Origin of the sequence: Arachnia propionica, from assembly GCF_003859805.1 — a bacterium.
Classification (GTDB): Bacteria; Actinomycetota; Actinomycetes; order Propionibacteriales; family Propionibacteriaceae; genus Arachnia; species Arachnia propionica_C.
On sequence record NZ_RQZG01000001.1, the window covers coordinates 511,001 to 532,810 of the forward strand.

28 protein-coding genes and 1 pseudogene are annotated in these 21,810 nt (G+C 64.3%); 18 read left to right on the top strand and 11 right to left on the bottom strand.

Translation table 11 applies throughout. From position 1 onward, the window contains the following. The first annotated feature begins 35 nt into the window (after positions 1-35). On the top strand, positions 36-818 hold the full coding sequence (locus EII34_RS16210; RefSeq protein WP_221620164.1) for a hypothetical protein: 783 nt from the start codon (positions 36-38) through the stop codon (positions 816-818). Beyond that, positions 748-3,228, top strand: a complete 2,481-nt coding sequence (locus EII34_RS02480) for a DEAD/DEAH box helicase (RefSeq protein ID WP_221620165.1) — start codon at positions 748-750, stop codon at positions 3,226-3,228. Before EII34_RS16210 ends, EII34_RS02480 begins: the two co-directional genes overlap by 71 nt. On the opposite strand, the gene EII34_RS02485 is transcribed toward EII34_RS02480, so the two are convergent. Further along, positions 3,211-4,314, bottom strand: coding sequence for an MFS transporter (locus EII34_RS02485; protein WP_260425028.1), 1,104 nt, complete (start codon positions 4,312-4,314; stop codon positions 3,211-3,213). The genes EII34_RS02480 and EII34_RS02485 overlap by 18 nt on opposite strands. 161 nt (positions 4,315-4,475) lie before the next feature. Here EII34_RS02485 and EII34_RS02490 point away from each other — a divergent pair, with 161 nt between their 5' ends. The 4 genes from EII34_RS02490 (at position 4,476) to EII34_RS02505 (ending at position 6,874) form a co-directional block, all read left to right on the top strand. Continuing rightward, positions 4,476-5,087 carry a TetR/AcrR family transcriptional regulator gene (locus EII34_RS02490; RefSeq protein WP_124842520.1) on the top strand — a complete coding sequence of 204 codons (612 nt, stop codon included), beginning with the start codon at positions 4,476-4,478 and terminating at the stop codon, positions 5,085-5,087. Between the two features lie 62 nt (positions 5,088-5,149). Continuing rightward, the gene (locus tag EII34_RS02495; protein ID WP_124842522.1) at positions 5,150-5,476 is read left to right on the top strand and encodes a hypothetical protein; all 327 of its coding nucleotides are present in this window, start codon (positions 5,150-5,152) and stop codon (positions 5,474-5,476) included. Positions 5,477-5,714: 238 nt separating this feature from the next. Continuing rightward, on the top strand, positions 5,715-6,530 hold the full coding sequence (erm, locus tag EII34_RS02500) for a 23S ribosomal RNA methyltransferase Erm (RefSeq protein ID WP_124842524.1): 816 nt from the start codon (positions 5,715-5,717) through the stop codon (positions 6,528-6,530). Next, complete coding sequence (locus EII34_RS02505; protein ID WP_124842526.1) at positions 6,527-6,874, top strand: helix-turn-helix transcriptional regulator; 348 nt, start codon at positions 6,527-6,529, stop codon at positions 6,872-6,874. Before erm ends, EII34_RS02505 begins: the two co-directional genes overlap by 4 nt. On the opposite strand, the gene EII34_RS02510 is transcribed toward EII34_RS02505, so the two are convergent. The 3 genes from EII34_RS02510 to EII34_RS02520 are packed head-to-tail and all read right to left on the bottom strand — an operon-like array spanning position 6,810 to position 8,755. Further along, the gene (locus EII34_RS02510) at positions 6,810-7,382 is read right to left on the bottom strand and encodes a GNAT family N-acetyltransferase (RefSeq protein ID WP_124842528.1); all 573 of its coding nucleotides are present in this window, start codon (positions 7,380-7,382) and stop codon (positions 6,810-6,812) included. The two genes, EII34_RS02505 and EII34_RS02510, sit on opposite strands and share 65 nt — an antisense overlap. A 51-nt stretch (positions 7,383-7,433) precedes the next feature. Continuing rightward, positions 7,434-7,871 (bottom strand): anthrone oxygenase family protein, encoded by a 438-nt coding sequence (locus tag EII34_RS02515; RefSeq protein ID WP_124842530.1) that lies wholly within the window; start codon positions 7,869-7,871, stop codon positions 7,434-7,436. Next, positions 7,868-8,755, bottom strand: coding sequence for an SDR family oxidoreductase (locus tag EII34_RS02520; protein ID WP_124842646.1), 888 nt, complete (start codon positions 8,753-8,755; stop codon positions 7,868-7,870). The genes EII34_RS02515 and EII34_RS02520 overlap by 4 nt, the downstream gene beginning before the upstream one ends. Positions 8,756-8,859: 104 nt before the next feature. Between EII34_RS02520 and EII34_RS02525 the strand changes: the two genes are divergently transcribed. The 3 genes from EII34_RS02525 (at position 8,860) to EII34_RS02535 (ending at position 10,421) form a co-directional block, all read left to right on the top strand. Then, positions 8,860-9,522, top strand: a complete 663-nt coding sequence (locus tag EII34_RS02525; RefSeq protein WP_260425029.1) for a MerR family transcriptional regulator — start codon at positions 8,860-8,862, stop codon at positions 9,520-9,522. A gap of 164 nt (positions 9,523-9,686) precedes the next feature. Continuing rightward, the gene (locus EII34_RS16745; protein ID WP_395858066.1) at positions 9,687-9,944 is read left to right on the top strand and encodes a transposase; all 258 of its coding nucleotides are present in this window, start codon (positions 9,687-9,689) and stop codon (positions 9,942-9,944) included. A 216-nt stretch (positions 9,945-10,160) separates the two neighbouring features. Next, positions 10,161-10,421 carry a ribbon-helix-helix protein, CopG family gene (locus EII34_RS02535; RefSeq protein WP_185711132.1) on the top strand — a complete coding sequence of 87 codons (261 nt, stop codon included), beginning with the start codon at positions 10,161-10,163 and terminating at the stop codon, positions 10,419-10,421. A 62-nt stretch (positions 10,422-10,483) separates the two neighbouring features. Here EII34_RS02535 and EII34_RS15860 read toward each other — a convergent pair whose 3' ends face one another. Continuing rightward, entirely contained in the window at positions 10,484-10,702 is a 219-nt protein-coding gene (locus EII34_RS15860; protein WP_185711133.1) for a hypothetical protein, read from the bottom strand. 826 nt (positions 10,703-11,528) lie between these two features. On the opposite strand from EII34_RS15860, the pseudogene EII34_RS16750 reads away from it, so the two are divergent. Together EII34_RS16750 and EII34_RS02550 are read left to right on the top strand one after the other, a co-directional pair. Then, a pseudogene (locus EII34_RS16750) lies at positions 11,529-11,849 on the top strand (transposase); the annotation flags it as partial. Between the two features lies 1 nt (position 11,850). Next, positions 11,851-12,096, top strand: a complete 246-nt coding sequence (locus EII34_RS02550; protein ID WP_124842538.1) for a hypothetical protein — start codon at positions 11,851-11,853, stop codon at positions 12,094-12,096. A 7-nt stretch (positions 12,097-12,103) separates the two neighbouring features. Here the strand turns inward: EII34_RS02550 and EII34_RS02555 are convergent, their stop codons facing one another. Continuing rightward, entirely contained in the window at positions 12,104-12,457 is a 354-nt protein-coding gene (locus EII34_RS02555) for a MerR family transcriptional regulator (protein ID WP_124842540.1), read from the bottom strand. Positions 12,458-12,517: 60 nt separating this feature from the next. Here EII34_RS02555 and EII34_RS02560 point away from each other — a divergent pair, with 60 nt between their 5' ends. Both EII34_RS02560 and EII34_RS16755 read left to right on the top strand, forming a co-directional pair. Continuing rightward, positions 12,518-13,717, top strand: coding sequence for an MFS transporter (locus EII34_RS02560; RefSeq protein WP_124842542.1), 1,200 nt, complete (start codon positions 12,518-12,520; stop codon positions 13,715-13,717). A gap of 153 nt (positions 13,718-13,870) precedes the next feature. Further along, a complete protein-coding gene (locus tag EII34_RS16755) occupies positions 13,871-14,161 on the top strand; it encodes a TetR/AcrR family transcriptional regulator (protein WP_124842544.1) in 291 nt (96 codons plus the stop codon). Here EII34_RS16755 and EII34_RS02570 read toward each other — a convergent pair. Continuing rightward, positions 14,087-15,190 carry an AraC family transcriptional regulator gene (locus EII34_RS02570; RefSeq protein WP_311767279.1) on the bottom strand — a complete coding sequence of 368 codons (1,104 nt, stop codon included), beginning with the start codon at positions 15,188-15,190 and terminating at the stop codon, positions 14,087-14,089. The two genes, EII34_RS16755 and EII34_RS02570, sit on opposite strands and share 75 nt — an antisense overlap. On the opposite strand from EII34_RS02570, the gene EII34_RS02575 reads away from it, so the two are divergent. Beyond that, complete coding sequence (locus tag EII34_RS02575) at positions 15,180-16,043, top strand: NmrA family NAD(P)-binding protein (protein ID WP_124842548.1); 864 nt, start codon at positions 15,180-15,182, stop codon at positions 16,041-16,043. The genes EII34_RS02570 and EII34_RS02575 overlap by 11 nt on opposite strands. An 11-nt stretch (positions 16,044-16,054) precedes the next feature. Then, positions 16,055-16,537, top strand: a complete 483-nt coding sequence (locus tag EII34_RS02580) for an anthrone oxygenase family protein (RefSeq protein WP_124842550.1) — start codon at positions 16,055-16,057, stop codon at positions 16,535-16,537. A 174-nt stretch (positions 16,538-16,711) separates the two neighbouring features. On the opposite strand, the gene EII34_RS02585 is transcribed toward EII34_RS02580, so the two are convergent. Together EII34_RS02585 and EII34_RS16760 are read right to left on the bottom strand one after the other, a co-directional pair. Then, complete coding sequence (locus EII34_RS02585) at positions 16,712-16,966, bottom strand: integrase core domain-containing protein (RefSeq protein ID WP_124842552.1); 255 nt, start codon at positions 16,964-16,966, stop codon at positions 16,712-16,714. 357 nt (positions 16,967-17,323) lie between these two features. Next, positions 17,324-17,497 (bottom strand): hypothetical protein, encoded by a 174-nt coding sequence (locus EII34_RS16760; protein ID WP_395858057.1) that lies wholly within the window; start codon positions 17,495-17,497, stop codon positions 17,324-17,326. Positions 17,498-17,514: 17 nt separating this feature from the next. Between EII34_RS16760 and EII34_RS16430 the strand changes: the two genes are divergently transcribed. Then, on the top strand, positions 17,515-17,949 hold the full coding sequence (locus EII34_RS16430) for an MFS transporter (RefSeq protein ID WP_260425030.1): 435 nt from the start codon (positions 17,515-17,517) through the stop codon (positions 17,947-17,949). After that, positions 17,930-18,712, top strand: a complete 783-nt coding sequence (locus tag EII34_RS02595; protein ID WP_185711134.1) for an SDR family NAD(P)-dependent oxidoreductase — start codon at positions 17,930-17,932, stop codon at positions 18,710-18,712. The genes EII34_RS16430 and EII34_RS02595 overlap by 20 nt, the downstream gene beginning before the upstream one ends. Positions 18,713-18,792: 80 nt before the next feature. On the opposite strand, the gene EII34_RS02600 is transcribed toward EII34_RS02595, so the two are convergent. Continuing rightward, entirely contained in the window at positions 18,793-19,665 is an 873-nt protein-coding gene (locus tag EII34_RS02600) for a helix-turn-helix transcriptional regulator (RefSeq protein WP_221620168.1), read from the bottom strand. Between the two features lie 117 nt (positions 19,666-19,782). Here EII34_RS02600 and EII34_RS02605 point away from each other — a divergent pair, with 117 nt between their 5' ends. Next, positions 19,783-21,228, top strand: coding sequence for an MFS transporter (locus EII34_RS02605; protein ID WP_124842556.1), 1,446 nt, complete (start codon positions 19,783-19,785; stop codon positions 21,226-21,228). A 9-nt stretch (positions 21,229-21,237) separates the two neighbouring features. Here the strand turns inward: EII34_RS02605 and EII34_RS02610 are convergent, their stop codons facing one another. Then, positions 21,238-21,768, bottom strand: coding sequence for a GNAT family N-acetyltransferase (locus EII34_RS02610; protein ID WP_185711135.1), 531 nt, complete (start codon positions 21,766-21,768; stop codon positions 21,238-21,240). Between the last annotated feature and the right edge of the window lie 42 nt (positions 21,769-21,810).

Sequence of the window (21,810 nt, forward strand, 5' to 3'; positions counted from 1 at the left end):
CAGCGGATCAGGTCATGAGCAGGCAGGATGATGGCATGAGGCAGGTTCCCGGGGTGAGCGACCGCAGCGACATCCTTCGCTTCTGGTGGATGCTCGAGCTGTTCAGCCGCCAGAAGCTCCCGACGGTGACCCCACACACCACTCGCCCCGAGGACCATCAGGTCATTGCGTGGCGCTCTGAAATCCCTCTCCCTTGGGATCAACTACCGCCACCGCGCCCCAAAGGGCAGACCGAACGGGTGTGGCTTCACACGGTGTACCTGGGAACCTACGAACTCAAGGCCACTTTCGACATCCTCGGCCGTGTCTTCGGGGAGGACCCGGAGGCCAATGAGAAGCAACCCCAGGGCGAGAGCGCCTGCGCAGCACTGCTCATCGACGCCAACGGCCGTCTGCTCACTGGATCCCCCGTCCTTTCATCCGCCCTGTGGGCAACAGGGCGAGCCCATCACCTGGGGACATCCGATCCTACGTGGATGGAGGGTTTCGAGCTGGCCCAGGAACGTTTCGGCGAAGTCATCGACACCTTCGAGGGAACACGTCGAGACGCTCATCTGGCCGAGGAAGCCGTCCCTCACACATCTGAATCCCTGCTGCAACTGCTACGCATAGCCCACTCCTGTGCCGGGATCAATGACCTTGCTGGGCTCGCTCAGGAGGGGATCATCATCGACAGCCGGGCGTTTCCCAAGCCCAAGGAGGGCAGCACTCCCCCGGAAGTCGACTTCCTCAACAGCTTCTTCCTCGATGATCTCGCACGGGTTCGACGAGAAGTCGCTCGCGGAAATTTCGCACCTGCTGCGGGACTATCTCACTGACGACACCGCGCTGGACGTGCATCAGAGGATCGATGTCATCGCCCATGCCGAGGCGGTCGAGGACGGCACCCGGGTGAAGCGGATTCCCAAGGGACGCTGGCCCGCCAAACCTGAGCACGGCCTGGCTCTCAGCCAACAGTTCGCGGTCAACCGTGCCCTGCACGACCTGGCCGTGCAGGGCGGAGTCATGGGAGTCAACGGCCCGCCCGGCACAGGGAAAACCACGATGCTGCGGGACATCCTCGCGGGTAACATCGTGGAACGCGCCCGCCGTCTGGCTGAGCTGACCAGACCTTCCGACGCCTTCACGGGTGAGTTTCGTTGGAGTGACGGTGACGGCAATCGCCGGACAGTGCCCCGCCTGATCCCTGAGTTGACCGGGTTCGAGATGGTGGTGGCTTCGTCGAACAACGCCGCTGTCGAGAACGTGACGGCCGAGATTCCCGCAGAGAGCGCCATCGCTGCTCCGTGGCGGGGCAACGTCGGGTACTTCAAGGAGATCGCCTCGGAGATCCTCTATGCGAAGCCCACCGGTGCCTGGGCTCTGATCGCCGCCAAACTGGGCCGCAGGAGCAACCGTACCGATTTCCGCTCCAACTTCTGGTTCGGCGATACGGACACCAAGGACAAGCCAACCTCCAAGAACACCCGCCCCTCCGTTCCCCGGATGCAGGAGCGTCTCAAGATGTGGCGGGACGGCGCAGACCCTCACACTCCGTGGCGTGAGGCAAGGAAGGCATTCAGGGCAGCCGAGGAACGGGTGGACTCCCTTCTGGAGCAGCGGAGCCAGGCCGAGCACAGACTGGCATCCCTCCGTGGCCTGCTCCACCAACAACGTGACCTCCAGAACCGGCTGCAGCCACAAAGGCAGCGGGCTGAGCAGGCTCACTCGATGGCAGCTGGGCACATCTTTGATGAGCGACGGACGAAGGCCGACAGCACCCGAGCACTGGAACGACGAAACCGCCACCTTGAGACCAGACCCGGGTTCCTGGAGATCTTCTTCACTCTCGGCAAGGCCATCCGGCGGTGGCGTCGCCAACTGGAAGCACTGGATGCTCACCTGGAGCACACCGAGCAGGCACTTCAGCAGGCTCACGCCGAGGGAGAACGGCTACGCCAAGCCGCTGTGACCGCGCAGGCAGAGGTCACGGTAACCGAGACCGAACTGGCAAGTATCGCTGCAGCTCACCACCAGCTGCTCTCCCTGTGTCACCAAGATGCCCAACGCTTCGGCAAGGCATATCCGGGACCCGCTTGGCAAGGGAGACAGCGGGAACTCCATGCACCGTGGCTCGATGCTGAGCTGGATCGTGCGCGCTCAGATCTGTTCATCGCCGCGTTGCAACTGCATGAGGATTTCCTCGCCAATGCCGCCAGCACCATGCTGCACGGTCTACGGGCTGCCTGCGAGATCGTGGCTGGGCGTATCCCGGCCAACCTCGAACCGGAAAAGGTCCTCGCCGCATGGCAACTGTTCTTCCTCGTGGTTCCCACAGTCTCCACAACCTTCGCCTCGGCCAGTCGCATGTTCGGTGACCTCGGCCCAGAAGCCATCGGATGGCTGCTCATCGACGAAGCCGGCCAGGCGATGCCACAGCACGCTGTCGGCCTCATCTGGCGAGCACGCCGAACCATCGCCGTCGGGGATCCACTGCAGTTGAAGCCTGTGGTGACCATCCCGGAGAAGGCCATGCGCAACATCGCGGTCACGTACACCGTGGGCAGCACGTGGCTTCCCCCGCGCGCCTCCGTCCAGACCTTGGCCGACCGGGTCACCCGACACGGCACCCTACTGGATCAGGGCGAGGATTCAGTGTGGGTGAGCGCACCGCTCAGGGTGCACCGTCGCTGCGATGACCCGATGTTCTCCTTCTGCAACCGGATCGCTTACAACGACCTCATGGTCAGCGGCGTCCACCGGGTGCTCGACGATCCAACGAAGCCTGATCTGTTCGACAACGTTTCAGCCCCACGGATCACCCCCAGCCAGTGGATTCATGTCCCCTCCGAGACCCGAGGCACCCACCTGCAGCAGAATCAGATCGAGGAACTGCGCCGTGGGCTCGACCACCTCAGGAGCCACCAGGTTCCCTTGAAGGAGATCTTCGCCATCTCCCCGTTCCGTGCGGTGGCCGACATCCTGGAGGATCTCAGATTCGACCATCCTGGCCTCAAGGCCGGGACCATACACACCGCACAAGGTCGAGAAGCTGACGTGGTCTTCCTCATCCTGGGCGGGGACCCTGACAAACCGGGAGGTCCCGCGATGTGGTCCGACACCCCCAACCTCATCAACGTGGCGGTCAGCCGCGCCAGACGTCGCATCTACGTCATCGGTGACCTGGGCATGTGGGGCAGTCAGAACTACTTCAGGGACCTGAGGACCCTGTTACGCCCCAGCAGCTGAACGGATTCCAGCCAGAATCACGAGACACAGTTCAGCCAGGCCCAGCAGCCCGACAAGCACGAGCATGAGCGCCGAGAAGCTCTCAACGCCGTTCGCCAGAATCGGTCCCAGGCTGGCCCCTGTGAAGAGCATGAAACCATTGATCGCCATCCCACTTCCTTGGTTCGGAGCAGAGGTCGTCGAATACAGCGAGATCATTGACGGCACCGCCAAGGCCACCCCTGAGACGAAGCCGATGCTGGCCACTGTGACCACCGGCAGAGTGGTCGCCGACAACGACGCGACCAGCAGTCCAAGTGCGGACAACCCAAAGCCCAGTTGCGCCACGCGCATCGCACCGATTCTCCCGATCAAGGGAGCTGCCACAAGACACAGAAACATCGCGGGCAACGCAGCCAACCGGATCAACAGCACCGACGATGCCTCCTGCCCAAGACTCACCAGCTGCCTTCCCAGCGCGGTGTACAGGGCGACGAACGACAGCAGCAATGTGACATGCGCACCACTGAGCAGCAGAATGCCGGGCCGGATCATCAATCGACCCAGGGCTGTGAACTGCAGGCCCAACGACGGCACGTCACTGCGTCTTGTCGTCTTCGTGAGCAGCACGAGCAGCAGAGCGGAGTCCACCATCAGCACCACGGCGAAGATGACGAAGAACCAGGCCCACCCGAGACGGATCGCGATCATTGAGGCAACCACCTGTCCGAGGATTCCGGCCACGAGGAATGCGGTGGACATCGCCCCGATGGCAGCGGCGCGCCATGAGGGGGCGACACGCTCCGTCAGGTAGGCCAGGGCGACCGGCGCGAAACCAGCCGCCGCCAGCCCTTGTCCTGCGCGCAGTATGGCCAGCACGGGCAGTGACGTGGCAAAGGAGCACAACAAGGTGGTCAGGCTCAAAATGCCGACCGCCACCACCAGGACGCCTTTGCGGCCGTAACGGTCGGAGATCGGCCCCCAGATCAGGAAACCGATGGCATAGGTGAGGCTGAAGCTCGTCGCCAGCGCGAACGTGGCATCCCCACCAAGGGAACGACTCACCGGGCCGAACAACGGGATGGCTGCGTAGAGCTGGGTGAGCACCGCCAACGCAGTCGCGACCAACAGCGCCACGGCCCCTCGGGTCGCGGGCGCATCAGCGGGAGAGGAGTGGGGCATCAAGAATCCTTTCCAACGGTAGCGTTGGAGTTAACGTAGTACCATTCACCCCCAAAAGCAACGGAAGCGTTGGGGACGGAGGGATCGTGGCCTGGGACACCGAGAAGACCAGACGCAGGATCAAGCAAGCTGCCACCACGGAGTTCGCCCAGCACGGTTTGCACGGCACGACCATCGAGCGGATCGCACGGCTGGCCGGGGTGAACAAGGAGCGGGTCTACAACTACTTCGGAGGGAAGAAGGAACTGTTCGCCGTCGTGCTGCACGACGAGATGTCAATGGTGGCCCAGGCTGTTCCCATCACCTCGTCCAGCATCGATGACATCGGCGACTACGCAGGCCGGGTCTACGACTACCACCTGGAGCATCCCGAGCTGATCCGGCTGCTGCGCTGGGAAGCCCTGTCCCTCGACGACGACGTGGTCGATGAGGAGAACCGCCGAAAGCGCTACGAGGAGAAGACTGCAGCTGTCGCAGCGGGCCAGGAAGCGGGAACGATCACCTCGCAGATCAGCGCCGAGCACCTGACCCTGTTCATCCTCTCCATCGCCGGCTGGTGGGCGACAGTGCCACAGGTGGCCCGGATGCTCTGCGGTCCACCCTCCGAGCAGGAACATCGGCAGCGCCGTGCAGCCGTCGTGGCGGCTGCGAAGCGGCTGGCTGCCGTCGCACCTGAGATCATGGACGTCTCCCGATGAGTCAGCCCCGGACCCGAACAGGGTTCACCGTTCCCGAGGACCCACGTGAGCGAAGTCTGTGGATGCAGCACAGGACCGGGCTCCTGCTGATGACCGAGGTCCGGCAGCGCGTGATCGACGATCTGCCCGACGATCTCGGTGACGAGACCCGAGCAGCGGCCTGCAAGGCCGTCGATGACACCCTCCATTCGCTCATGATGCTGGTCGAGGGCGTCGTCGGCTCGCCAGGCGATGAATCGGGTGGGATCGACTTCGAGGTGGATCTCGTGGGCCAACTGGTGGATTCCGAGACCGGGCAGGTGCTGCACACCGAGTCCCTGCGCGACGGTGACGGTGCCTGCATGGGGCTGGCCGGATGGCTGGAGGGTGACTACGGGGATCTCCTGTGAGCGCCTGCTCGGGTTGGTCCCGATACCGATCTGCGCATCTTCTGTTCCACAGCCGCTTCCTGCTGGTCCTTCCTGCGGCGAAGTCCCTATGCTGAGGTCCATGTTGGTCATCTGCACTGCTTTGCTGCGTCTGCGCAGCCGCTGACCGCGGGAGCACCCCGACGCTGCTCCCGCCCCGGCCCTCCCGCCGGGCGGCTCCTTCAGCGTGCCCGGCTCCACGACCATCACGGAGCAAGCAGTGCCCACCTTTCAGCACGGCCGTCACGAGTACGGCCAGAACTTCCTCACCGATCCAACCGTCATCGCCACCATCATTGACCTCGTCGCGACGACCCGTGGTCCCATCGTCGAGATCGGGCCGGGCGACGGCGCACTCACACGACCGATGTCGCGACTCGGCCGCCCTGTGACGGCTGTCGAGATCGATGCCCACCTGGCTCGGCGCCTGCGCCGTCGCCTGCCCTCACACGTGGCGGTGGTGACGGCGGATTTTCTCACCCACCAGCCACCGAACCACCCTCACGTGGTGGTGGGGAACCTGCCCTTCCACCAGACCACCGCGATGCTGAGACACCTCCTGCACTCCACGACGTGGACCGACGCCGTCCTGCTGACCCAGTGGGAGGTGGCCCGCCGCAGGGCCGGTGTGGGCGGGGCCACCATGATGACCGCACAGTGGTCCCCGTGGTTCAGCTTCACCCTGCACGGTCGCGTCCCAGCCCGGGCCTTCACACCTCGCCCCGGCGTGGACGGCGGGATCCTCACCATCCACCGTCGCGAGGATCCACTGCTGTCGATGGATCAGCGGCGTCGGTTCCAGGCCCTGGTGCACCGCGTCTACACCGGGCCGGGAAACGGTCTGACCGAGATCCTGGCCCGGGCCACCTCCTTGGGGACACCCCGGGCAGCCCGGACCTGGCTCAGCAGGCACGGCATCGATGCCTCGGCCCTGCCACGGACCATGCCCCCGAACACCTGGGTGGATCTGTTCAAGACGACGGGGTCATCACCACCTTCACCTCGCACACGAGGCGGTGACAGGAGGCGACGATGACCCTCTCCCCCGCTGAACGAGCCGCGCTGTTGCTGACCGAGAGCCCCGAACACGACTGGCGGCTGGAGGAACTCGCGGGTCTGGTCCATCTCTCGGTCTCACAGCTCGGCCGGGTGTTCACCCGCAGGTTCGACCTCAGCCCGATGCGTTTCCTGATGAACCTCCGTGCGCACCGGTTGGCCAGGCTGCTGCTGGAAACCGACCTTTCCATCACCGAGGCGATGGAGCGGGTCGGATGGCACAGTCGTGGCCACGCGGCCAGACACTTCAAGGCAACCTTCAGGGTGTCCCCGTCGCGGTATCGGGCAGCCGGTCGGGAGAAGCCGGACGGCAGCCTCTGCTGAGGCCCTTCACCATCGCCAATCGTGGTTGGGCCTCCAGTCCCAGTTCACGTTCATGACGGCGTAACGCGTTGAGCTCAGGACCCAGTGCATCGTCGGGTAGCACCTCCCAGCCGAGTCGCTGATAGTACGGAGCATTCCATGGGACATCGCGATAGGTGCACAGGGTCACCCGTGTGAGCCCGTGATCCACGGCCCATTCCTCAGCCGCCGCCATGAGCTGGGCACCGATGCCGTGACCTGCTGCGGCAGGATGCACGCTCACCTGCTCCAGGTGGGCCTGCCCATCGACCAGATCGACACGGATGAAGCCAACCACGCCGTACTCCTCCGCACAGGCGACCAGGAGTCGCCCAGCCTCCTGGGCTGGGGCATGATCCTCAGCCGTGGTCTGGGGCGCATCCACGACCACGGACAACCCGACGGTGGTGAACATGGCGTCCGCGGCCCGCTCCACCTCGATGATCCTGAGCAGATCATCAGCGACAGCCGAGCGGATGACGACACGCATGGGAACACCTCTCAAAGGTTGTTTCACCAGCATATATACAGTGAAGCAACGTCATTCGCCGACAATGCCAATGGCGACGAGGATGAAGCCGACGAGCTGGAGCGATCCTCGGATGAGCTGAAAGACATCCCAGCGACGTCGCATCGCGATGAAACCAGGCGGTGCGGCACCCTGGTCGATGCGACCGGTGCGCAGGTTGATCGGCACGTTGCCGATGATCGTGACCACGAGCGCAGCCCCAAGGCTGACAGCCGCCGCAATGAGCCACTCCGAGGGCGTCGCGATGGCGACGCCGATCGCGAGCATGGTGGCGGCCGTCATGCCGACCGGCATGATCCGCCCGAACGTCTTCAGCAGACCTTTCTCGAAGACGAGTTGGTCGTCTGGAGAAAGTTTGCGGATGACCGGGTGCACCAAGGCGGCGGAACCGAACTCCGCAGACCCGACAAAGCCGATGACGAGAATGGCCGCGATCTCCAGCCAGTTCATGATGACCCCTCGGATGCAATGGCACGCTGCTGCGCGATCCACTGGGCGAACGGGGTCGGCGGGATGCCGAAGTCGCGGAAACAGTCGGTGGTGGCGGTGACGTCGCCATGACGATTCATGCTGGCGAGGATGCCGAGCGGCCTGGTCATCTCGCCTTTCAGGAACAGGCGGTTCACAGCCCCCATGAACCAGAGCGGCATCACACGCACTCCCCTCGGGGCAACCAACTTTCCGGTGATCGCACCAGCGTAGGCCGCAGCCGCCTCTCTCAGAGTCATGGCCTGCTCCCCTGCAACGTCGTAGACGCGGTTCGCGGTCCTGGGCATCCCAATGGCTCTCGACGCGGCAGCCATGATGTCGTCAACAGCGATCGGTCGAATCGGGTGTGGTTGACGGCCGATCAGCACCGGACGCCCGCCGCGCACGAACTTGGCGAGCGTCTCATTGATGAACCCTACTCGGAACACCGTCGCGGGAACCGGGCTCTCCAGCAACAACTGCTCGCCGCGCACCTCGGCCTGCTCCCACGGATGGGTCGCATACGCAGGCTGGGCGAACATTCCTGAAAGGAGCAGGATGCGGCCAACACCCGCAGCTTCGGCAGCAGCAGCGACGTTCACGACCCCGCGCTCCTCGACCTGTACTGCTCGCACGGGGTCGCCGCCGCCGTTCAGCGCGAGCAGCACACCATCCACCTCAGCGAGTGAGGCTGGCAACGTCGCTGACTCAGTGACATCACCACGAACAACCTCGACTCCCTCCGGCAGACTCGCCCGTTTCGGGGAACGCACCACTGCACGCACCTCGTGCCCATCAGCGTGCAGGCGGGTCACCGCATGACCACCGAGGTACCCGGTGGCCCCCAGGACAGCTATCCGCGCCATCGCCATCTCCTAATGGATAGATTTACTATCTACTAGTAGATAGTAGCCTTATCCATCTGAGGGCACAAGCACGATGGCGGGAGGCGCAGATGACAGAGATGCGGATGGCGGAGCTGGCTCGACGCTCAGGGCTGACCGTGCCGACGATCAAGTACTACCTACGCGAAGGGTTGCTACAGCCCGGACGACGCACCAGCGTGAACCAGGCCGCCTACGATGCATCACACCTGGAACGCCTCCGACTCATCCGGGCACTGGCGAAAGTCGCCGGACTTCCCTTGGGCAAGATCCGCGAGGTCGTGCAGGCAGTCAGCAGCGAGTCGTCCATGCTCGACGCGATGGCCGTGACACAAGATGCACTCGTTGGAGAAGTGGAGACGGACCCCGCGGACACGGCTGCGTCGAAGCTGCTGACACAAGTGATCGAGGCGCGCGGTTGGCAGTGCCAACCCGGCTCACCCGCACATGCGGCAGCCATCAGAGCAGTGGCAGAGCTGCAGGCCGAAGAACTCACCATGCTCACCGATCGCCTCGATGACTACGCACGAACAGCAGACGACATCGGGCGCATCGACGTCCAGGCGGTCGGTGGCGCAGAGAACCTCGACACCATGATCCGTGGCGTCGTCCTCGGCAGCATCCTCAGGCGCCCCCTCCTGGACGCCCTCGTGCTCCTCGCACAGCAGCACCACGCACGCACCCTCACCGATGCAACCGCAGCTTCCGAGAAGACCACTGCGGGTTTGCCAACCAGATGTGCCTGTTGACTTCACAGCACCAAGCTTCGCGCTCAGACTAGGTCGTGTTTCGAAAGTGTTGCCGGGTGGGAGTGTGACTGCTGGCGTGTTGGTCCTGACTGGAGGAGGGCTCCCGGGGTGGACGGATTGGGTGTCCAGTCACTCCTACTTCCCAGGGAGTCCTCGTGCCCATCGTGGATGCCGCCGGCCGTCATGACCTCACTGATGCTCAGTGGGAACCCCTCCAACTGGTCCCGCCAGCCCCTCCAGCACGGGGACGGCCACGCAAGTGGCCGTTGCGTGACCTGATTGACGGGATCCGTCACCGGGTCAGGGTGGGGTGCCCATGGCGGGATGCTCCCCACCGGTACAGGCCGTGGGGACGAATCCACGCGCTGTTCACCACTTGGCAGGTCCTCGGGGCGCAGGAGAGGATCGAAGATGCCCCATGAGCTGCTGCGCGGGCTCGTGGCAAGGTGGGATGGCAGGTTTCGGTGGACTCCACCAGCTGTCGAGGGCATGTTCACGCTGCTGGTGCTCGCCGCGACTCGATCGACCTGGTCGTCGGTGAAGGGCGTTGCTGGGGTGGTTCGTTGTCGGTCGTTTCTGGCACGATCTCCTCCGGGTGAAGCTTACCTCCTCACGTATTACGTAATACAGTTGTTGGTATGGGTAAACGGATGATTCAAGGCCGTGAGATCTCGGATGCGCAGGTGCAGGCCTGGGCGGATGAGGCGGAAACGGGATACGACGTCGACGAGTTGCAGCGACGCTGGGGGCGTCCCCCTCGTGCGGGCAAAGCATCTCGGGTGGTGCCGACCCGATTCTCTGATGAAGAGCTGAGCGAGCTGATGGAACGTGCGGAGCGTGAAGGACTCGACCGGTCAACGGCGATCCGTACCGCTGTGCGTGAATGGGTCCGTGCGTGATCGTCTCACCGTCAGCACGCAAGCACGGTGTCAGCGATGAGGACGCCGTCCCCGCTGCACGCTCAACCCTGGCTGGCGGGCCGCTCGATGATGAGAGTCCGCAACGGGAACTTCGGATCGGGTTGGACACAGCAAGTCGCCTCCTGAAGATCGTCGTCCCGCTCTGGGATGACGGCGAGGTCGAGATCATTCATGCCATGAAAGCCCGAGCCGCGTATCGACGACTCGTCGGTTGAGCCGTTCAGCGTCGTCATTGTCGCTACGGCCACCAGGGTCGTCATCGGGTGCCCTGTCTGCAGGTGGATGGGCGGACATGGGTCACCAGTTCCGCCTCAGTCTTGGGCACCACAACAGTGGCGGGTAACTCATCTCCAGCTCCACCGGCGGCCAAGCCCACACACTCTCGACCACACTCCTGTGGCTCCGGGGCCCTGGGCGCTCCGGAGGGATCGGCCAAGCGCCCTCCGTGACAGCGACCTCGTCGAGAGGCCCACCCTGAACATCACACTCATCACCAGCCCCGTTCGTGGAGGCCTCCCAGGTCTTGGGGCGGAATTCGGGTTTGGGTGCTGCGGATTCGTCGCTGAGGAGTCCCATGTGTGGTCCTTCGGCCTGGGTGGCTGAGCCGACTCCGAATCGCGCGGCCCAGGGGTTGGCGAACTGCCACCGGTCGTCGGCGGTTTCGACCCACAGCCATGCTGTCCCGTTGTGCATCACTGCTGCCCCGGCTTCCCGGCCGTGAGTCCAGGCACTCATGAGCTGCTGCCCATACTCCGGGCAGCTCCCTTCACGGAGTCCGTGCAGGGTCAAGGTGCGCCAATCGAGCTCGACCTCGACCCCGCCGCTGGACCAGGCCGTGATGGTCCCCGTCAGGCAGCCCCGGCGAGCCGGTTGGTGGCTCACCGGGACCTGTCCTGGAAGCGGTGTGAATGGCCCCATCCCCGGTTCGAGCTGAAGCAGTGATGATGACCGAGACAACCTCCACGAGCAGCAGCGTGTGGGCGATGGGGCCAGCCAGGCAACGGGCTGTGACCCAGCGCTTCCCTTCAGACTTGAAGGCCACAAGGAGCATCGTGGGGATCTGGGACCGGTGACGGTGATGGGGAGTCAGTGAAGTTCTGGTTCGTGTGCCCGGCCGAGTTGAGGAACCGCGGCGTCCAGGATGTGCTTGTCGTCGTCTGCGTCGGACTCAGGGATCTGCCAAGTCCTTCGGCAAAGTGGTTTGACCAGGCGAGGGTCCAGACCTGTCTGATCCATCTGCTGCGTGCCAGCTTCCGGGAATGCAACCAAGCATCACTGGCCCGAGATCACCGGGAACCTCAGGCCTGTCTCATGAGACCTCTACTCCGCAGGCCGCCGAGGCGGCAGGGATGCGTTGCCTTCGTGCCGATGACTTCTGGGGACGGACACGGACCATGTCCTGGATGACGTGCTGAGCCTCATCTGGCGTTCTCGCTTCGTCCTGGCTGACCTGACCGGGAAGAACCCCAACGTCTTCTACGAGACCGGCATCGCCCACTCCGTCGGGCGCAGGACCATTCTCATCACCCAGTCGATGGCTGACGTGCCCTTTGATCTCCAAGGGCTACGAGTTCTTCACTACCTGGACAATGAGGAAGGACGGCATCGGTTGTCCCAAGGAATCACTGATCGCCTGCGAACCCTGATGACCTGACCCCGGCTCAGGTGTTTGCGGCCTTGATGACCCGGGCGATGGCGTCGCGGGAAGTGGCGAGGGTGGTGATGGTGGCCTCGATGCGTTCCTGCTCTCGTCTCAGCTCGGCGATCGTCTCGGAGCAGATCGGTGTGAGCTGGCCCGCTCGTTCGATCAGGCACGGCAGGACCGCTCGAATGGTCTGCGTGCTCAGGCCCGCATCGAGGAGCTGCCGGATGCGGCGCGCGACACCGACGTCCTGGTCGCTGTAGTCCCGGTATCCGGAGGCGTCTCGCACGGGTTCGAGCAGGCCTTGCTCCTCGTAGTAGCGCAGCAACCGGGGAGCGATGCCGGTGTGAGCCGCGACGTCGGAGATGCGCATGACCATGCCTCCCGTTGCCGGACTTGCCTTCTCATCGATGTGAAGGTTGAGCCTATCAGGATGAACAACGAACTTCCGCCCCCCAGTCACTCCTTCCCGCTTCGAGGACTCACGGTCATCGGTTTCGTCGTGCTGGTGTTCTGCACCGGGACGGCGGAGTACTTGGTGGCCGGCGTGTTGCCGCTGCTCGCGCACGACATGACGGTGGATCTGGCCACCGCCGGGCAGGCCGTGACGGCCTATGCACTGGGAGTTGCCCTCGGAGGGCCGATCATCACCGCACTGACGGCCCGCCTGCCGCGCAAAGAACTGGCGCTGACGCTGGGCGCCGTGTTCGTGATCGGCCTGGTGATCACGGTGGCCGCCCCGAACTATGGATGGATGATCGTCGGCCGCGTGGTCTCGGCTTGCAGTCAGGCACCCTTGTTCGCGATCGCGCTGACCACGATGACCGCGCACATGGGTCCCGAACGGCAGGGAAGTGCGATTGCCATCGTGACCTCGGGCCTGACCGTCGCGACCGTGCTGGGGGTACCTCTGGGCAGCCTGTTGGGTGGGAGCACGAACTGGCGTGTCCCCTTCACCATTGCGGCAGGCATCGCAGCGGCTGCGGTCACGGCATTGGCCGTGTCGATGCCACGAACACCTGCACCGACCACGGGAATCGGCGATGAGATCCACACCCTGCTTCGAGGACCGGTGCTCCTGGCCGTGGCGACGACCGCAATCGGGTTCGCCGGGGTCAGTGTGGTGTTCACCTACCTGGTCCCACTGCTCGTCGAGGTGACCGGCATCACCTCGACGGTGATCCCGGGATTGCTGCTCGCGTACGGCATCGGAGGCGTCATCGGGAACCTGGTCGCAGGGCGATTCACGGATCGGTCCCTCGGCAGGACCTTGACCGGGGTCTTCCTCGCCCTGTCCCTCGTGCTGGCGGCGTTCCCTCTTCTCGCCCGCTCCTCCGGCCCCATGATCGTGCTGGTGTTGACCCTCGGACTGTTGTCCACGGCGACGATTGCTCCCCTGCAGTCACTCGTGCTCCGTCATGCCGTCAAGGCCCCCAGCCTTGCACTGGCGGTCAACGTCGGGGCCTTCAATCTCGCCAACGCGATCGGTGCCGCACTCGGTGGGGTCGGTGTCGCCGTCGGACTGCTGCAATGGGGCGGTTTCGGGGGCAGTGCCTTTGCCCTGCTCGGCCTCGCCCTGTCAGTCATCGCGCTGCGTGTCGCCCCTTCTCCTGGCGACTCCTCAGCACTCTGAGGAGCCGGTCCGCCAGGAATGCCACACACCCGTCAAGCCACGCCTCCTGGTATGCGTCGACCTGCCCACAACGGTGTCACACCCGGCCGGAGCCCAAAGTTTTGTATTTCAAAGTACAGATGAGGTGACTTCCCCAACAAGGCAAAGCCACGCATGTTCGACGAGACCGCGGTGCTCGACGCCGCAACACACGAGTTCCGTGCGCACGGGTTCGCCGACACGTCGACCGAGCCGTTGTTCGAGGCCTCAGGCGTTGGACGCAGCACGCTGTACAACACGTTCACCTCGAAGGAGGAGTTCTTGGTGCGAGCACTGGCGAGCGCCGCTAGACACGGCGGCCCTGAGTACGTGCAGGGCAGGCTGCAGTCCTCAACGCTGTCGTCGGATCGAGCCCGGTGTGCTTCCGATGATGCGAGCGAAGGCTCGGTTGAATCCGGCTTCTGACCGGTAGCCGACCTCGGTGGCGAGCCGCGCGGCTGTGATGTTCTCGTCGCGGAGTCGGGTGTGGGCGATGTTCATGCGCCAGCGGGTGAGGTATGCGATCGGGGCTTCACCGACGAGTTCCGTGAAGCGGGTGCTGAACGATGATCGCGACATCGTGGCGGTCTGGGCGAGTCGTCCGAGCGTCCATTCCCTACCCGGCTCGGCATGGATCGCTTCGAGCACGCGTCCGATCCTCGGATCCTGGATCGCGCGAAGCCATCCCGCTCCGGTGTCTGAAGCGGTGGTGAGCCATGCGCGGATCGCTTGGATGACGAGAATGTCGGCGAGTCTTGTGGCCACCGCCTCCCCACCGGGCTGCAACTCCGAGAGCTCGCCGGCCATGAGGCGCACGGTGTCATGGATCGACGATGCCGTCGAGACGGCGTCGCCGCCGATGTGCAGCACTGACGGAAGTGCGCGCATGAGTTCGCGGGCAGCGGGATCGTCGAATGAGACGACGCTGCAGATCATCTGCGCGGCGCGGCCGGAACCCCCGTGCCGCAGCACAGAGTAGTGGTCGGTGAGGTACTGCTGTGGCAGGAGGTCGACGCGAGGCACCGGCCCTCCATCTTCAGCGCTGGCGAGGTCGTGCCCGAGCCCGTGCGGTACCAGGGCGAGATCACCCGCGTGCAGCTGGAGTGGAACGGCACCGGGGAGACGGAGCCAGCAGGTGCCGGTGGTGATGATGTGAACACTGATCGAGTCGGGGATCGCGGGCATCTCGAATGCCCAGGGCTCGGCAAGCTCGGCGTGGGAGTAGAAGATGCTGCGCATGCGTAGCGTGTGCAACACCCGCGCCAGTCGGTCAGTGCTGCCAGCCATCGGCCCCGGTCCCATGCCTCCCACCATCTCACACAATCGCGCCGATTCACCGAGGCAGTCGGATGAACGGTCAAGGAAATCGGATGAACTGACATGGTGTCTCCATTGCCTGCCTCCTAGCTTTGATTCACAAGCAACAGACACGAGAGGACGCGTCATGTACGTCATCGCAGGAGCAACGGGAAGGGTCGGATCCGCGACCGCGAAGAATCTGCTCAACGAGGGAAAAGCCGTTCGGGTGCTGGTACGGCGGCGTTCCGACGCCGACGAGTGGGAGGCGCAGGGGGCAGAGGCACGCGTCGTGCACCTCGATGATCGCGCGGAACTCGCTGATGCGCTGACCGGCTGTGCCGGATTCTTCGCGCTCCTGCCGTTCGATCTGGCTGCCGATGACCTCGATGACCACGCCGCGCGTCTGATCGCCTCGATCGCGGGTGCCGTTGCCGATGCGAACGTCCCGCATGTGGTGATGCTGTCCTCCACGGGTGCAGACCTGGCTGAGGGCACAGGTCCGATCACCGGACTGTACGGTCTGGAACAGGCCCTGCGCGCAACGGGCACCGTGCTGACCGCGCTGCGCTCAGGGCATTTCCAAGAGAAGGTCAGCGACGTGGTCGAGGTCGCCCGTGAAACGGGTGTCTATCCGGTGTTCGCCACCTCAGCGGATGTGCCTCTGCCGATGGTCGCCACTGCTGATCTGGGCGCTGTTGCAGCCCAAGCGCTCCAATCGCCGCCCGATGTCAGTGAGGATGTCGATGTCATCGGCCCTTCCTACTCTGAGCGGGCCGTCGCCGCGCTGCTGGGCGAGGCACTCGGAAGGGAACTGCAGGTTGCAACGCTTCCGGAACGAGCCCGGGTGAGTGCTCTGGTCGAGGCGGGGTTCCGTCCACACATCGCCGAGAGCCTGGCCGAGCTGTATCGCGCAGACGAGCAAGGGCTGCTCGCGCCACGGGGCGACCGCATGGTGCGCGTCCACACACCTGTCGAAACTACCATCAAGCGCGTCCTCGCGGCTCGCTGAGTCAAAGTGTCATGTTCTCTCTTCTCGACGCTCTAGCCGTCGCAGCAAGCGTCGCGAACGGGCTACTCGCCGGACTGTTCCTCGCTTTCGCCTGCGCCGTGGCACCGGGATTGCGTCATGTTGATGACGCCGTCTACGTCCAAGCGTTTCGCTCGATCAACCGAGTGATCTTGAACGGCTGGTTCCTGCTGGTGTTCTTCGCCGCCCCGCTCACAGCAACTGCCCACGCATTGCTCGAGACGTGGCAGACGGACGAGACCCCGCCAGTGTCGGCGTGGACTGGCGCAGTATGTTCTGTGCTCACGTTCGCGATGACGGTCACGCGAAATGTGCCTCTGAACACGCAGCTCGACCGAGCCGCCGTCAGCACTGCGTCGGAACAACACGCTGCACGCGGGCGATTCGAGGAACGGTGGAACTGGTGGAACCTCGCCCGCACCATGACCAGCATCAGCGCGCTCCTGAGCCTCGTCACTGCAAGCGTTCTCGCTTAACCAGGAGACTTCACCGTAGAAACGAAACTACCCCGTCTGACGGGCAGTTTTCGAGCATTGGAGATTTATTCAGGAAATGAGCAAAGCCTCTCTGACTAGGGATTTCACTGTTCCCTGAATAAACCTCTTGGTCTGCCCTAGATTTTGTGGACAGTGACGAAAATCATGTTTGATTTAGGCTGACGCCTGGTTTTTGCACCATTCATTGCGGACTTCGTTCGGGGTTTTGTAGCCCAGTGTTGATTGGAGTCTGATTTGATTGTGGCAGGTTTTTGTCCAGTGCGTCACGTCCTTGATTGCCTTGTCGCGGGTGGGGCAGATTTTCCGGTTGACGAGTTCTTTCTTCTGGGCGGCGTTGAAGGATTCCGTGGCGTTGTCGTAACAGCTTCCCGCGCGTCCCAGTGATGGCTGGATGCCGTGTCGGGTCATGGCTTGGGCGTATTCTTCTGAGGTGTACTGGGAACTGACGCGGAAGTTCGCAACTGGGTAGTCCCGCGAGTGCTAGGCAAAGCGGTGGTCTGGTTGCCTGAGCGAATGACGGCGACGCTGGTCATGTGCTCGACGTCCGTCGGGTAGCGACCTTCATGAGGAGGCCCAACGGATGTCATCATCCACAACCAGCGCGACATCAACTCGATCAGAGAGTTCCTGCGCAAACCGCTCCTCTGGGCTTGCGCTGACGGCGCTGAGCGTCGGTGGCTTCGGCATCGGCTTGACTGAGTTCGTCATCGCAGGATCGTTGATGGAGGTCGGCACCGACCTCGAGGTCAGCGTCTCGGGGGCGGGTCAGCTCGTCGGTGTGTACGCCCTGGCCGTCGCGCCAGGGGCGCTGATTCTGACGCCGTTGCTGATGCGGCGATCCCCGAAATGGGCGCTGGTCGCGTTGCTGGGGTTCTTCATCGTCGGGAACGTGCTGTCGGCGTGGGCTCCCGGATACGGGGTGATGTATGCCGGGCGCATCGTGGCCGCGCTGGCGCATGGTGGCTACTTTGGCATCGGGGCCGTCTTGGCTGGCTCGTTGGTTCTTCAAAGCGCAGGCGTGCTTCGGCGGTGTGCTACCAGCGGTGATCCTTGGCCTTGGGCTGGTCTCAGGGTCACGGATCGGCATGACCATTGGCCTGTTCGTGCTGGGCACCGTCGGATTCGCCACAGTACCCGGCCTGCAGGCCCATGTCCTCCAGCACGCCGAAGGCGCAGCAACCCTTGCCTCAGCGGTGAACATCGTCGCCTTCAACCTGGGCAACAGCCTGGGTGTCACCCTTGCCGGAATCACCATCTGTGCCGGATTCGGTCTCCTCAGCCCAGCTCTGGTCGGAACGGCTCTCAGCACCATCGGGCTCGGGCTGGTCATGGCCGCTCGAGTGATCAGACACACAGAGACAGGAAATCGTCATGGATCTGCAGCTCACTGACCGCATCGTCATCGTCACCGGCGGAACGAGCGGGATAGGACTCGCCATCGTCCACGAACTCACCGAGGAAGGCGCGATCCCCGTCGCTGTCGCCCGCCGTGACCCCGACGACGGTGTGCTCCCCGACCGCGCGGAGTTCATCTCAGCGGATCTCACCGATCCCGACGCAACGACCATTGTCGTGGACCAGGTGCTGCAGCGGCACGGCCGCCTCGATGGGCTCGTCAACAATGCCGCCTTGTTCGACACCAGAGATTCTCTCAGCGAGATCGAGGACGAACTGTGGCGGTCAACGTTCGAAGTGAACGTCATCGCGCCCGCTCGGCTCATGCGTGCCGCACTCCCCGCTCTCCGCAAGGCTGGCGGCAGCGTGGTCCACGTGGGAAGTGAGGCCGGTCGCATGCCGGATGCCACCATGGCTGCCTATGCGGCCTCGAAGGCGGCACTGCTGTCGCTGTCGAAGTCGTTGGCCGCCGAGCAGGGCCCCCTGGGGGTGCGCTCCAACGTCGTTTCCCCAGGTCCGACCCGGACCGCGCTCTTCGATGCCCCGGGCGGCTTCGCCGAGCAGCTCGCTGAACGGTTCGGCACCGACCCGGACAGCGCAGTCGACCGCTTCATCCGTGACGAACGCCGCCTACCGATCGGACGCATTGGCACCCCTGACGATGTCGCGGGAGTCGTCACCTATCTCCTCTCACCGCGCGCTCGTCAGGTGACCGGCTCGGAATGGGCGGTTGACGGAGGCGCCCTGCGTCAGCTGTGATCCTGACCGGGACCTGGTGAATCCTCCACGCGGTCCAGCCGCGACACGTCCGCCAGGATGATGGATCGAGCGACGAGAACTCACCCCAGCAGCCGCCGCAGTGCGGCAGACGACGGACTTCCCGGTTCAGCCGTGTGGGTGAGGATGCGTTGCCCGTTGCCCTCCGGCAGGTGCAACATCTCGTAGCCGAGTTCGATCTCGCCCACCTCCGGGTGACGGAGCCGTTTGAAGCCACTGGTGCACAGTCGCACATCGTGCCCCGCCCAGAGTCGCGCGAAATCCTGACTGTTCATCGACAGCTCGCCCACCAGCTCCACCACCCGACGGTCATCGGCGAACTGTGCGGCGACATATCGCAGGGATGCGACCGCCAGTGCAGCCTCGTGGTCCCAGTCCGGATACAGCTCACGCGTGCACTCGTCCAAGAACAGCAGCCTCAGCTGGTTGGGCCGATCATCCTCACGTTCTGGGGCATCCACATCGAGGTGCCGGGCCAGCAGCCGATGCCCGGCGGTGTTCCAGGCGAGGATGTCGTTGAACCGCCCCAGCAGCATCGCGGGCACGCCACCCATCGCGTGCAGCAGCCTCTCTGCCCCCGGTGTGACGCGTTCCGTAAGGCTCTCCCGCAGTCGTCTCGATGGCATCGGATGCGCCAGTGCGTGGAGGTGGGCACGTTCATCGACGTCCAACTGCAGGGCCCGAGCCAATGCCTCGATCACCGCGTCGGAGGCGTTCTGTGACTGTCCCTGCTCCAGCCGGGTCAGGTAGGTCACCGACACCCCGGCCAATTGTGCCAGCTCCTCCCGGCGCAACCCTGGCACACGCCGCCGTCCATAGCTGCGTACCCCCACGTCATCGGGGGTGATGCGATCCCGGCGCGAACGGAGGAACTCCCCCAGCTCCGTCACCGGTCGGTGATGGTCTCCGGTCAGGTTCGCTGGACGTGACATCATGGTCACATTCTCGCTGCCCCTCCTACCCCCAACCTGTCCCTGCCAGTACCAGCCACGAGTAGGCTCGCCACCTCAGAGGTCTGGTTGTCCCACGCCGACCGACCGAAGCTGGGGACCATGAGCGAGATCACCGAACCAGAAGCCACGGACACGACTGCCGTGACCCGCTTCACCACGGCACAGTCGATCGCCATGGTCCTCCTGCTGACAGCGAATTTCACCCTGGCCGTCGACTTCTCCATCCTGGGCGTCGCCCTGCCCCACATCGGGAAGGAGATCGGCTTCACCACCGATGCACTGCAGTGGATCGTCACGGCCTTCGCCCTCTGCGCCGCAGGATTCACCCTCTTCTTCGGCCGCGTCGCCGACCTCTTCGGCCGCAAACGCCTCTTCCTGCTCGGAATCGCGATACTCGGCGTCTCCTCGCTGGTCGGCGGACTGGCCTCCACACCCGCCATGTTGCTGGGAGCCCGAGTCGGTCAAGGGATCGCCACCGCCATGGTCACCCCGGCCGCGATGTCGCTGATGACCATCATGTTCCCCGAAGGCCCAGCCCGATCCCGAGCACTCGGCCTCAACGGTGCCCTCATGGCAGCTGGTTTCACCACCGGAGCAGTCCTCGGCGGCGTTCTCACCGGTATCGTTTCATGGCGCTGGGCATTCTTCATCAACGTCGTCGTCGCAACCGCCGTCATCCTCGTCGCTCCCGTCGTGCTGCGTGAAACCCGTGACACCCGGCGTCCCCGACTCGATGTTCCCGGTGCCATCACCATCACGCTCGGCCTCAGTTCTCTCGTCCTCGGCATCGACAACGCCGGACACGGCAGCTGGACCCACCCCACCACCTGGGGATCCATCGCCATGGCTGCCATCCTCATCGCCGTCTTCCTCCTGATCGAGTCACGGGTCCCGGAGCCGTTGATCACCCCGGGACTTCTCAGACGGAGCAACATCGCCTGGGGCAACACCGCCGGTCTGTTCGCCTTCGCCACGGAGACCTCACTGGTGTTCCTGCTCACGCTCTACCTGCAGGAGGTCCTCGGTCACACGCCCTTGGCCGCCGGGTTGATCCTCGGGGTCCTCGGTGTCGGCACCGTGATCGGCGGGCTCGTCGCGCCACGGATCATCGGGCTGACCGACCCGAAGCGGGCGATCATCATCGGCCTGCTCGTCCAGGCAGGAGCCACCCTGCCGCTCGCATTCATCTCCGATTCCCGCAGCTGGCTCGTGCCACTGCTCATCACCACCTTCATCGGCGGTGTGGCCAACCTCATCGCCATCGTCGGCTACGTCGTCTCCTCCACCAGCGGGGTACCCGACGATCAACAGGGGCTGGCCACGGGGCTGGTCACCATGAGCCAACAGGTCGGCATCGCGCTCGGAACCCCGGTGATGTCAGCGATCGTGACGGCCTGGGCAGGTGCCACCCTCCTGCCCGGTCTGCAGACTGCGATCGCCGTCAACGCGGTGGTGGCCCTGGTCACCGCGCTCGTGATCTGGGCCGCGCTGCGTCTGCCATCATCTGCACCACGGGCCACGTCTGGGACCGGTGACGCGACATGAGTGGTTGGATCACGTCATCGCCCTATGACTGGATCGCAACGCTGGGGGAAAAGTTCTGGCACAGATGTGGTCGTCATGATCGGCACCAGGACTGCGTTGCGTCCTGATCCGGGTGAACCCGGCTGCTTCGAGCACCCGCTGGCTGGCGATGTTGTCCACGTGAACCCGTGTCGAGATCTCCGCGATGCACAGTTCACGCTCGGCCCACTCGACGACGGCACACAGGGCACGTCGCGCGATCCCTCGTCCACGACGTGCCGGGGCGACGAAGTAGGAGACGTTCCATCGCCCTTCGTCGAACTTGAGATCGATCCCTCCCGCGAAGCCATCGAGAACCCGGATCGCCCAGACGTAGGAGTCCGGCTCCGCATCGAGGGTGATTCGTCGGAGGTAGCTGAGGCACTGCTCCGTCGTGGGCCGAGAAGGCCAGTCGAACCAGATGGCACATTCATCGTCCTGTGCCGCGGCCCAGGCGGGAGCATCGTCGATCGTCGGGGGCTCCAGTACCAGGTCCTCGATGAGCAACCTCGGCGCTTCCATGGCCAATAGCATACGGATTCCCGGACGACACGGACTCACTTC